The following is an 11,522-nucleotide window of genomic DNA, read 5'->3' on the forward strand; positions in this document are numbered from 1 at the left end:
CCAACGCTCGAACAGGACCGACCTGAATGAATGCACCGTCACCATCAGCCGTGCCCGGCATGCGCCGGAACATGGTGACGATCTGCGCGATGACCGCGACGATCATGCAGGCGCTCGACACCACGATCGCCAACGTTGCGCTGCCCTATATGCAGGGCTCGCTGTCGGCCTCGCAGGACCAGATCAACTGGGTGCTGACCTCCTACATCGTCGCGGCCGCGATCATGACCGCGCCGGTCGGCTGGATCGCCAACCGCTATGGCCGGAAGCGCATCTTCATCATCTGCTCGGCCGGCTTCACGGTCGCCTCGGTGTTCTGCGGCCTGGCGCAGGACATCAACCAGATGGTGCTGTTCCGCCTGCTGCAGGGCGTGTTCGGCGCGGCGCTGGTGCCGCTGTCGCAGGCCGTGATGCTCGACTCCTACGCGCTGCATGAGCGTGCCAAAGCGATGTCGATCTGGGGTATGGGCGTGATGATGGGCCCGATCATGGGGCCCTCGCTCGGCGCCTGGCTGACCGAGACCTATTCCTGGCACTGGGTGTTCTTCGTCAATTTGCCGTTCGGCGCGATCACCGTGCTCGGCCTTGCGGTCTTCATGGACGAAACCAAGCAGGACCTCAATCTGCGCTTCGACTGGTTCGGGTTCGGTGCGCTCGCGGTCGCGATCGGTTCGCTGCAGCTCGCGCTCGACCGCGGCGAGCAGCTCGGCTGGCTTGAATCCAACGAGATCATGATCGAATTCATCGTCTCCGCGGTCGGCTTCTACTATTTCTTCGCCCATTCGCTGACGACCAGCCGGCCGTTCATCCAGTTCGCGCTGTTCAAGGACAAGAACTTCCTTGGCGGCTGCGTGTTCATGACTGTCATGGGCCTCGTGCTGTATTCGACCATGGCGCTGTCCTCGCCCTATCTGCAGAACGTGGTCGGCTACCCGATCATCACCGCCGGCCTGTTGTTGGCGACCCGCGGCGCCGGCACCTTCGTCGCGATGATGCTGGTCGGCCGCATGATGCGCTATATCGAGGCGCGCACGCTGATCATCTCCGGCCTGGCGCTGACCGCGGCCTCGCTGTTCCAGATGACCGGCTGGACCGACATGACCCAGGCCAACGAGATCATCGTCGTCAGCGTGGTTCAGGGCTTTGGCTTCGGCCTCGTGTTCGTGCCGCTGTCGACGGTGGCGTTCATGTCGCTGCCCAACCATCTGCGCACCGACGGCACCTCGATGCTGACGCTGCTGCGCAACGTCGCAAGCTCGGTCGGCATCTCGATCGTGATCGCGCAGCTGACGGAAGGCGGACGGCGGATCTACGCAAAGCTGTCGGAGCAGATCAACCCGTTCAACCACGCGCTGCAGATGCCTGACGTATCGGGCATGATCAACCTCAACACCGATGCCGGCCGCGCGATGGCCGACAAGATGGTGGCGGCGCAGTCGCAGATCATCGCGTTCTCGCACGACTACCAGCTGGTGATGCTGTTCATCCTGGTCTCGATCCCGCTCGCGCTGATGATCGGCTCGACCAAGGCCACGCTGCGCTCGCAGTCCGCGCCGTCGGACCATGCCGCGGTGATGGAGTAGGTTTCAACGTCTATGTGTCCGATAGCGCGCCCCTCACCGCTTTATCGGTGTCATCGCCCGGCTTGACCGGGCGATCCAGTACGCCGCGGCCTATCGGCTCAAGCACTGCGGCCTCTGGAATACTGGGTCGCCCGGTCGAGCCGGGCGACGACAGTCTTTGTTGCGGCCAACCCTCCTAAAGCGCAAGACGCCGCAGCCGCAAGCCGCGTTGACTTTCCGACCTCGCCTCCCAATACTCCGCGAAAACAAGCAAGACCCGTCACACAACTGACGGTTTCAGGGGAGGACGCGATGCCGACTTCACGCAGGACGCTGCTGAAGACTTCAGCGGCTGCCGCCGCTGCTTTCAGCTTGGATTGGACACGGGCACAGGCGCAGGCCGAGACGGTCCGGATCGGTGTGATCTACGACCTGACCGGCCCGTTCGCCGCCGGCGGCTCGGTCGCCTCCTCGATCGGCACCCAGATCGCGATCGACCTCGTCAACGAGAAGGGCGGCGTCGGCGGCAAGTACAAGATCGCGCCGGTCAACGTCGATTCCCAGAGCAAGCCCGATGTCGCGATCAACGAGGCCAATCGCCTGATCGACCAGGAGAAGGTCGACATCCTCAACGGCGTGTTCGCAAGCTCCCACGCGGTGCCGCTCGCCGCCAAGGTCGAGCAGCAGAAGCGGATCCTGTGGATCACGACCGCGGTCTCGACCGCCGTGTTCAAGGACAAGAACCTGCAATACGTGTTCCGCGCGCAGATCCATTCCGACCAGTACGGCCAGGCCTTCGCGAGCTTCATCAATGAGCACGCCAAGGCCAAGCTCGGTATGGAGCCGAAGGACGTCAAGGTGGCGCTGATCCATGAGGACGGGCCCTATGGCGTCGGCGTCGCCGCCGCCGACGAGGCCTTCGCCAAGGAGGTCGGGCTTCAGGTCGTGCTGAAGGAGGGCTATTCGGCTTCCGCGCCCGATCTCTCGGTGCTGGTCACCAAGCTGAAGCGCGCCAAGGCCGACGTGATCTCGCATGCCGGCTACAATCCCGACATCACGCTGTTCCTGCGCCAGGCGCGCGAGAGCGGGCTGAAGTTCAAGATGCTGTTCGGCGCCGGCGCGGGCTACAGCCAGCTCGACAAGCTGCGCGCGACCTTCGGCGCCGACATCGACAATTTCTGCAATATCGACCCCGTTCCGGCGCAGCTGCTCGATCCCGCCAAGCTCGCACCCGGCGTCGGCGACCTCACCAAGACCATGGTCGCGCGCTACCGCGAGAAGACCAATGCAACCGAAGTGCCGCCGCACTGCTCGATGGGCTTCAACCAGACCTGGATCCTGCTCAACAATGTGCTGCCGGTCGCCAAGGACAAGTATGGCGGCTTCGATCCGGAGGCGATCCGCAAGGCGGCGCTCGACGTCGACATCCCCGCAGGCGGCACCATCCAGGGCTATGGCGTGAAGTTCTATCCGCCGGGCACGCCGCTGTCGGGCCAGAACGAGCGCTCGACCCCGGTCGTGATGCAGAACGCCGGCGAGCGCATCACCGTGGTGTGGCCGACCAATATCCGCACGCAGGATCCGGTGTTCCCGTTGCCGAAGGGCTCGGTATACGGGGCGTAGATTTCGGCCTCTTGCAGCATGCTGGGAGCTCAGTCCGTCATCCTGAGGAGCGGCCTGTTGGCCGCGTCTCGAAGGATCGACGGCCAGCAGCGGGGCCGCGCACCCTTCGAGGCTCGCTCCGCTCGCGCCTCAGGATGACGGATCTGGCATGGGCAAGCGAGACGAGAGCAAGCCCGCTGTTGTCCTTAGCCTACAGTACCACCCGCCTGCCCTCATCCGCCGCCCAGTAGCCGGCGTAGTTCACCCTGGTCGTCTCATACGCCAGCGCGAGGTCCGCAAGCGGCTGCCGGCCGGTCGTCACGCACTCCATGAAATCCTGGATCTCCTGCAGGTAGCCGCGGGTCCATTCCTCCTCGAGGCAGACATATTGCCAGCCGGTTTTGCGATCGACCTTTTCGGTGATGTAGACCGAGGCGAGCTTCTCCTCGGAGGTCTGGTAGCTCATCAGATGCGTGTTCGGGGTGATGTTGGCGAACAGCGAGCCGCCGCTCGTGTAGGTCTCGATCAAATTGCGTACGCCGCCCATGATCATGTCGCCCGAAAACACCGTGGCCTTGGTGCCGTCGGAGAAGGTTGCGGTCAGCGTGCCCCAATCTTCGACGTCGACCGGATTGGCCTTGATGTAGGCGCGCTCTTGCGGTTTGAGGCCGGCCGTGACATTGCCGACGTCGCAGGTGACGCTGGCGACCGTGATGGTCTCGCCGCGCGCTTTCGCCTCGACCTGCTTGAGATAGAGCACCGCCGACAAGGGATGGCAGCCCATCCGGATCAGCGAGCCGCCGCCGGTCATCGCCCACTCGGCGGCATGCGCCGCATGCGAGCCGGAATGGCTCTCCTCGCCCTTCATGAACAGGATCTTGTCGCCGGTGGCGCGGATGATCTCCGCGGTCTTGGTCACCGCCGGCGCGTAGATCCAGTCCTCGGCATACATGAAGAGTTGTCCGCTTCGCTCGATCGCGGCGCGGGTCACCTCCATCTCCTCCATCACCCGCTGGTACATCAGCGCTTTCGGCACATGCCTGCCGATAGGCGCCTTGTCGCCGTCGCGGCCGAAATAGCCGCTGAACGGCTTCTCGCAGATCACGTGCTTGCCGGCCTGCATTGCCTCGACCATCATCGCGGCGTGAAGGTTCGGCGGCGTGCAGATGTCGATGACATCAAGCTCGCGGTCGGCGATCAGTTCGGCGAAGCTGCGATAGGCGTTCGGGATTGCGTGCTTGCGGGCGAACGCATTGACATGATCGCCGCGCGCCGCGACCGCCCTCACCTCGACGTCGACGCCATAGACGCGCCGGTAGGCAACCATGTGCAGCTCTGACACGAAGCCGCAGCCGGCCAGCCCGATCCTGATTTTTGTCATTTTGTGTCTCCGCCCCTCAGGCGGGCGCAGAGTAGCGCGCGGCCATCACCGCGTCGAACGCATTTGTCATGACATCAATCGAAGGCATCATTGTCGTGAACAATTCGAACGCGTCCGCTGCTGCGTAGATCGCAAGATCGCGCCCGGTCAAGACTTTGGCGCCCTTGGCCTTGGCCGCCAACAGCAACGGCGTCCACAGCGGCGTGTAGACCGCGTCGGCGACCCACATCGACGAATGCAACAAGCTCTCCGGCACGGGACTGTCGCGGTTCGGCAGCATGCCCACCGGCGTTGCATTGACGACGCCGGTCGCGCCGTCGACCGCGCCCTCGACGCTGGCGACACCACGAACCGCATGACGGCCGGCCAACTGGCCGGCCAGCCGCGCGACCTTCGCGGCATCGGCGTCGAAGATGCGGAGCTCACCGACACCGAGGCCGGCGAGCGCAAACGCGATCGCCTTGCCGACGCCGCCGGCACCGATCAGCGCGATCGGGCCGCGCGGCGCTGATGCAAGCAGCGGCGCGATCGCGCGCACAAAACCTGACGCGTCGGTGTTGTGTCCGACCAGCCGCGCACCATCGGCGACGATGGTGTTGACCGCGCCGATCGCGCGCGCATCGGGTGCGAGGTCATCGAGCAGCTCGACCACCGCCTCCTTGTAGGGAAAGGTAACGTTGACGCCGGCAAAGCCGAGCCGCCGGATGCCGTCGAGCATCGCGCGCAGATCGTCGCGATCGGCGCTCTTGACCTCGATCAGCTGGTAGTGACAGCGGACGCCGAGCGCTGCTGCGGCCGCTTCGTGCATCGCAGGCGCCGCCGAATGCGCGATCGGACAGCCAATCAGCCCCGTCAGGAAACGGTCGCGCATTGTCCCTCACGTCAGTCGCGTTCAGCTCATCCGGTCGAGCCGAGCATAGCTGTCTTCCATGCCGTGCTCCATGCCGGTCGCGAGCATCGCCGCGCGCGTTTCGGCATCCGGCAGCGTCATCCGCATCGTCATCAAGGTGCCGTCGCCGTCGGGCGCGAAGCGCGTCTCGACGTGATTGTCAGGCGTCGGATCCGGCAGGTGCATGCGCTCGACATGCACGATGCGGTTGAACGGTTCGAGCGCGAGATACTCGCCGGTCAAATGGAAGCCGCCGCCCTTGCCGTCGGTCCATTCGTAGCGGATCCTGCCGCCGGGCTTCGCCTCGCTGATGCAGACCGGCATGGTCCAGCCGTCGGGACCGAGCAGCCACTTTTGCAGCAACTCCGGCTCGGTATGCGCGCGATACACCGCCTCCGGGGGCGCGACGAAGCGCCTGGTCACGACGACATAGCGGTCGCCTTCGGTCTTCAGCGTCAACTTGCTCATGGGGATACCCTTCACTGCTGAGGCTTCATTGCGGCCAGCACGTCGTCCAGCCGGTCGTAATTGGTTTCCATTGCGCGCCGCAGCATGCCGAGCCATTGATCGATCTCGGCAACCGCTGATGGCGCCAGCCGGCACGGCCGCTTGGTGCCCTCGATGCGCCGGACGATCAGGCCCGCGCCCTCGAGCACCTTGAGATGGCGGGAAATCGCGGGCTGGGTCATGTCGAACGGCTCGACCAGTTCCATGACAGTCGCCTCGCCCAGCGCGAGGCGCGCCAGGATCGCCCGGCGGGTCGGGTCGGCGAGCGCGGAAAAGGCGGCATCGAGGTTGGCCATGCTTGATCTCGTTCGGTTATATAATTTATATGTTATATAACCGATGACGCATGGTCAAGCGAAATCCGCTGCGGCGAACGCGCGCAGCGGATTCCGGTCGTCCCTTCAATGCTGGAATTGCGCGCCGTTCGCGGCGCGCAGCTAGATGTCGAAGAACACCGTCTCGCTGTCGCCCTGCAGATGGACGTCGAAGGTGTAGACGTTGCCCGTGCCGGCCTTCTTGCGCCGCGCGATCAAGGTCGGGCGGCGGTCGGCCGGCACCAGCGCGAGCGTGGAATCAGCGACGTTGCCGGCTTCGTCCTCGAAATAGATCCGGGTGTAGAGATGCAACAGCATGCCACGCGCGAACACCGCGAGCAGAGTATGCGGCGCCTGCGGCTTGCCGTCGGCATCCGGCACTGAGCCCGGCTTGATGGTGTCGAAGGCGTAGGCGCCGTTCTTGTCGGTGCCGCAACGGCCAAAGCCCTTGAAGCTCGAATTCGGCAACGCGCGCGCATCCTGCGGATCGGAGAAGCGGCCCTGCGCGTCGGCCTGCCAGATCTCCAGCATGCAATCCGGGATCACGGCGCCGTCGCCGTCATAGACCTTGCCCTCGACGCGGATGCGCTCGCCAGACACATCTGATGTCAGCAGGTTGCTGGTGAAGGCGTCATTCCACTCATACTCGCCGTTCGGCGTCAGGCCATACTTGAAGTATGGGCCGACGGTCTGCGAGGGCGTGATTCCATCAGGACGCGGGTTCGACACTTACCTGGTCTCCATCGGCGTGGCACTCTGCCCGCGCAGCACGATATCGAAGCGGTAGCACAGCGCCCATTCCGGCTTGGTGTTGTCGAGATCGAAGGCGGAGATCATCCGCGCCCGCGCCTTCGCATCGGTCACCGAGTTGAAGATCGGGTCGAACGGAAACAGGGGGTCGCCGGGAAAGTACATCTGCGTCACCAGACGCGAGACGAAGGCGTGGCCGAACACCGAGAAGTGGATATGCGCGGGCCGCCAGGCGTTGTGGTGATTGCCCCAGGGATAAGCGCCGGGCTTGATGGTGATGAACTTGTAATAGCCCTTGGCATCGGATTGCGTGCGGCCGGCGCCGGTGAAATTGGGATCGAGCGGCGCCGGATGCTGGTCGACGACATGGATGTAGCGGCCGCAGGCATTGGCCTGCCACAGCTCGACCAGCGCGTTGGGCACGCCGCGGCCGTCCTCGTCGAGCACGTAACCATGCACGATGATGCGCTCGCCGAGCGGCTCGCCCTTGGCCTGGATGGTGAGATCATTGTCGTGCGCGCGCACGGTCTCATGACCGTAGACCGGCCCGGTCAGTTCCGAGAGCGTGTGCCGCATCGGGATCAGCGGCTTCGTGGGCGCACGCTTGATCGCGCTGCGGTACGCAGGCGACAGGCGCGCAGGATGGACGCTGTTCGAAGCGATCGGATAGATCAACGTCATGTGCTTTCTCCAGACCGGATTGCCGCCCGCGCCGGATATCAGGCCGGCGCCTTGAAATCGTAGGAGATGCGCCCGGCCGGCAGATAGAACAGCGCGATGACCGCGCCGCCCCTCACCTCCGGATAATGCCGGCTGCCGGGATCCGGCGCCGTCCAGCCCGGCCCCTGCCAGCCCTGCAATCCCTTCAGCTGCGCGCCCTTGTCGAGGGGAACGACGAGGTTGAGCTCGCCATAGGGATGGCCATGATATTGCCCGCGCAGCACGTCGTGATCGTCCTCGTCCTTGAAGCGGCGCGGATCGGCGCTGTTCATGTAGACCGCGGTGATGCTGAACTGGAACGTCTCGGGGACTGGCTCAAGGATGCGGCTGCGCCGATAGTTCGGACCTTCCACCTCCTGGTTTGCGGCCCAGCCCTCCTCGACTCCCATTTTGATGAGGCGGGCCAGATCCTGGTACAGCGCGCTGTCCTCTCCATAGGTCTCGTTGAGCCATCGCTCCATCGCCGCACTCGGCGTCATGTCCTTGACCTCGCGCAGAAACGGAATGCTGCGTTCGATAAGCTGTTCCCGGCTTCCCATGACTTTCTCCTGTCTAATCCTCGAAACCCTTGAAGGAGGCGAATGCCTCCAGTTCCGCGCGCGGCATCAGCCGCGTGCGCGACCGCTCCCTGGGGTGGCCCATCGAGATCCCGCAGGCCACCATCTGCTCGGTGGGGATCGACAGCAGCGGACGCAATATCCGATGGAATCTGGCGAAGGTTTCCTGCGGACAGGATTGCAGCCCGCGTCCGACCGCCGCCAGCATCACGTTCTGGATGAACATGCCGAGATCGAGCCAGCTTCCCATCGCCAGGCGCCGATCGATGGTGACGATCAATCCAACCGGCGCGCCGAAGAACATGAAGTTCTTTGCGGTCTGCCGGCTCCTCGCCGCAGTATCGCTTTGCGCGATCCCGAGCGAGTCATAGAACAATCGCCCGAACTCCTGACGACGGCCGAGATACGGCTCGGGGAAAGCGCTTGCGTAGTATTGATATTCGGAGACGTGCTCGCCCGGCTCGTTCTCATACGCATGCAGAAGCGCAGCCGACACCTCGGTTTTGACGACGCCGGCGAGCACGTAGACGTGCCAGGGCTGGATGTTCGCACCGCTCGGCGCGAACCGCGCCACGCGCAGGATCTGCTCGATGGTCGAGCGCGAGACCGGACTGCCGGAGAACTCACGGCACGACAGCCGGCCGGCGATCACCTCGTCGATCGGATTGCGCGCAACGCCGCACGCCGCGTCCCGGTCGATCATGACTTCTTCACGAGCAAGCATCCGCCATCCTCCATCGGTCTGAAGGCCTCTTCCCCCGGGATCGTGGCCAGCAGCTGGTAGTAGTCGAACTGGTATTTCGACTCCTCCGGCGACTTGACGCGGAACAGATACATGTCGCGGACCAGCCGGCCGTCCGGACGGATCCTGCCGTTGCGGGTCATGAAATCGTTGACCGGCAATTCGCGCATCTTGGCGGCGACAGTCGGCCCATCGAGCGTGCCGGCGGCTTCGACCGCCTTGAGGTAGTGCATGACCGCACCATAGGTGCCGGCGTGGATCATGGTGGGCACCTTCTTCGTCTTCTCGATGAAGCGCTTCGACCACGCGCGCGTCTCGTCGTTGAGGTCCCAGTAGAACGCCGAGCTCAGCATCAGGCCTTGCGCGCTCTGCAGCCCGAGGCTGTGAATGTCGGCGATGAAGACGATCAGGCCGGCAAGCTTCTGCCCGCGCGTCACGCCGAACTCGCCGGCCTGCTTCACGGCGTTGATGAAGTCGCCGCCCGCATCGGCGAGCGCGATCACGTCGGCCTTGGACGCCTGCGCCTGCAGCAGGAAGGACGAGAAATCGGGCGTGTTGATCGGGTGTTTCACGGCGCCGACGACCCTGCCGCCGGTGGCATCGATCACCTTGCGGCTGTCGGCCTCGAGCTGCGCACCGAGCGAGTAGTCGGCCGAAAGAAAGAACCAGGACTTGGCGCCGAGGCGCGAAATCGCCCTCGTCGTCCCCTGCGACAGCGCATAGGTATCGTAGGTCCAGTGGATGCCGGTCGGCGAGCACTCGTCGCCGGTCAGCCGGGACGTTGCCGCGCCGGTGGCGAGGAACAGCTTCGTCTTGTCGCGCGTGATGCCCTGCACCGCCAGTGCGACCGCGGAATTCGGGACGTCGAGGATGGCCTCGACATTGTCGTTCTCCAGCCAGCGCCGGGCAATCGCCGAGCCGATATCCGCCTTGTTCTGGTGATCGCCGGCGACGATCTCGATCGGGCGCCCGAGCACCTTGCCCTTGAAATCGTCCACGGCCATCTGCGCCGCGACCACCGAGCCCTGGCCGCCATTGTCGGCGTAGAGCGACGACATGTCGGTCAGCACGCCGAGCCTGACCGGCCCGCTCTGTGCAATCGCCGACGTCCCTGTCGCCACCAGCATCAACGCCAGTCCGATCGATTTACGCGCGCCACTTCGGGCCGACATCACCCAGGCCTTCATCGCTTTTTCTCCTCCCAACCCGGTGCCGGCAATCTTGGCCAGAACGCCGCGTTGCGGAAGTGAAAGTCTTGCAGAGTGATCCTGAACCGGCTTCAGATGGCTGGTGGTGACGACACGGCAATACGCTCGTGGAGAATCCGCTCGGTTGCATCCGCCAGACGGCTGGCCTTAACTGCCGTCGATCGTGGAATTTTGCCGAGGCGAGCGATCCGCTACAGACAGGACTCGCAGCGTGTCCGTTTCCTTCAAGACCCTGGATCTCAATCTGCTCAAGGTGTTCGACGCAGTCATGGAGGAGCGCAGCGTGCTGCGGGCCAGCCAGAAGGTCGCGCTGAGCCAGTCCGCCGTCAGCCACTCGCTGGCGCGACTGCGCGAAATGCTGGACGACGACCTGTTCGTGCGCACGGCCACCGGCATGCAGCCGACGGCGCGCGCGTTGACGATGGCGCCGCAGGTCCGCCAGGCGCTGCGATCGCTGGAGGCCGCGGTCGAGCTGCCGACCTTCGCGCCGGCGGCCTCCACAAAACCGTTCACGCTGGCCGCCAACGACTTCACGACGATGGTGCTGGCGCCGCCGCTGCTGAAGATCCTGGGTCGGGAAGCTCCGGCGATCGACCTCACCATCAAGCCGGTGACGCGGATCGATCTTGCCGAGCAGATCGACCTCGGCCGCATCGACGTTGCGATCGGCGTGTTCTCGTCGCCGCCGAGCCGCTTCCGCACGGCACTGCTGTTCGAATATGACGACGTGCTGATTGTCGGCAAGAAACGCAAGCTTGGCCGGCTCGACAAGGCAAAGCTCGCGACCTTGCCGCTGGTCGTGGTGTCCTTTGGCGGCGAGCAGGAGGGCGCGATCGGCGGCTTCATCTCCGAGCGCGGGCTCGCCAGGCGTTCGGAGATGTACGACCGCCCCGCGCTCGAACGGGCGCTGTCCGACAGCGACCGGCCGCCACGGATCGCGGTCTCGCTGCCGCACTTCCTTGCCCTGCCCGCACTGCTGATCGATTCCGAACTTGCTGCCATCGTCCCGCGGCCGCTGGCGCGTGCGCTCGAGCAGGCGCATGCGATCACGACCTACGAACTGCCTTACACCACGACGCCGGTGGAGGTTCGGCTGCTCTGGCACGAACGCGTCGAGGACGAGCCTTCGCACGAATGGCTTCACGAGGTGCTCCGGCGCGCCACCGAAGAACTCAGGCGCGGCCGCTAAAGCGCGATGAGATTGGAGTGAATCATCATCGCGCTCTAGCTTGTTGTTTGAGCATGATCTTTCGGAAAACCGCTTCGCACTTTTCCGGATCATGCTCTAGC

12 protein-coding genes are annotated in these 11,522 nt (G+C 64.6%); 3 read left to right on the forward strand and 9 right to left on the reverse strand.

Annotated elements, in window-relative coordinates:
* Window positions 1–26: 26 nt before the first annotated feature.
* Together ACVWYP_RS03590 and ACVWYP_RS03595 are read left to right on the forward strand one after the other, a co-directional pair.
* On the forward strand, window positions 27–1,583 hold the full coding sequence (locus tag ACVWYP_RS03590) for an MDR family MFS transporter (protein WP_038387626.1): 1,557 nt from the start codon (window positions 27–29) through the stop codon (window positions 1,581–1,583).
* Between the two features lie 291 nt (window positions 1,584–1,874).
* Entirely contained in the window at window positions 1,875–3,185 is a 1,311-nt protein-coding gene (locus ACVWYP_RS03595) for an ABC transporter substrate-binding protein (RefSeq protein ID WP_304497767.1), read from the forward strand.
* 190 nt (window positions 3,186–3,375) lie between these two features.
* Here ACVWYP_RS03595 and ACVWYP_RS03600 read toward each other — a convergent pair whose 3' ends face one another.
* The 9 genes from ACVWYP_RS03600 to ACVWYP_RS03640 all read right to left on the reverse strand — a co-directional run bounded on the left by ACVWYP_RS03600 (window position 3,376) and on the right by ACVWYP_RS03640 (window position 10,211).
* Window positions 3,376–4,545 carry a Gfo/Idh/MocA family protein gene (locus ACVWYP_RS03600; protein ID WP_304497768.1) on the reverse strand — a complete coding sequence of 390 codons (1,170 nt, stop codon included), beginning with the start codon at window positions 4,543–4,545 and terminating at the stop codon, window positions 3,376–3,378.
* A gap of 16 nt (window positions 4,546–4,561) precedes the next feature.
* A complete protein-coding gene (locus ACVWYP_RS03605) occupies window positions 4,562–5,416 on the reverse strand; it encodes a shikimate dehydrogenase (RefSeq protein ID WP_304497769.1) in 855 nt (284 codons plus the stop codon).
* A 21-nt stretch (window positions 5,417–5,437) separates the two neighbouring features.
* Window positions 5,438–5,902 carry an SRPBCC domain-containing protein gene (locus ACVWYP_RS03610; protein WP_304497770.1) on the reverse strand — a complete coding sequence of 155 codons (465 nt, stop codon included), beginning with the start codon at window positions 5,900–5,902 and terminating at the stop codon, window positions 5,438–5,440.
* Window positions 5,903–5,913: 11 nt separating this feature from the next.
* A complete protein-coding gene (locus ACVWYP_RS03615) occupies window positions 5,914–6,237 on the reverse strand; it encodes an ArsR/SmtB family transcription factor (RefSeq protein WP_304497771.1) in 324 nt (107 codons plus the stop codon).
* Window positions 6,238–6,378: 141 nt separating this feature from the next.
* Entirely contained in the window at window positions 6,379–6,984 is a 606-nt protein-coding gene (gene pcaG, locus ACVWYP_RS03620) for a protocatechuate 3,4-dioxygenase subunit alpha (RefSeq protein ID WP_304497772.1), read from the reverse strand.
* Window positions 6,985–7,686, reverse strand: coding sequence for a protocatechuate 3,4-dioxygenase subunit beta (gene pcaH / locus ACVWYP_RS03625; RefSeq protein WP_304497773.1), 702 nt, complete (start codon window positions 7,684–7,686; stop codon window positions 6,985–6,987).
* 38 nt (window positions 7,687–7,724) lie between these two features.
* Complete coding sequence (locus tag ACVWYP_RS03630) at window positions 7,725–8,264, reverse strand: 4-hydroxylaminobenzoate lyase (protein ID WP_225164047.1); 540 nt, start codon at window positions 8,262–8,264, stop codon at window positions 7,725–7,727.
* A 13-nt stretch (window positions 8,265–8,277) separates the two neighbouring features.
* Window positions 8,278–9,006, reverse strand: coding sequence for a nitroreductase (locus ACVWYP_RS03635; protein WP_304497774.1), 729 nt, complete (start codon window positions 9,004–9,006; stop codon window positions 8,278–8,280).
* Window positions 8,982–10,211 carry an ABC transporter substrate-binding protein gene (locus ACVWYP_RS03640; RefSeq protein ID WP_439711131.1) on the reverse strand — a complete coding sequence of 410 codons (1,230 nt, stop codon included), beginning with the start codon at window positions 10,209–10,211 and terminating at the stop codon, window positions 8,982–8,984. The genes ACVWYP_RS03635 and ACVWYP_RS03640 overlap by 25 nt, the downstream gene beginning before the upstream one ends.
* Before the next feature lie 232 nt (window positions 10,212–10,443).
* Between ACVWYP_RS03640 and ACVWYP_RS03645 the strand changes: the two genes are divergently transcribed.
* A complete protein-coding gene (locus ACVWYP_RS03645; RefSeq protein ID WP_028344383.1) occupies window positions 10,444–11,421 on the forward strand; it encodes a LysR family transcriptional regulator in 978 nt (325 codons plus the stop codon).
* The last annotated feature ends 101 nt before the right edge of the window (window positions 11,422–11,522 follow it).

It is taken from the genome of Bradyrhizobium sp. USDA 3262 (assembly GCF_054060035.1).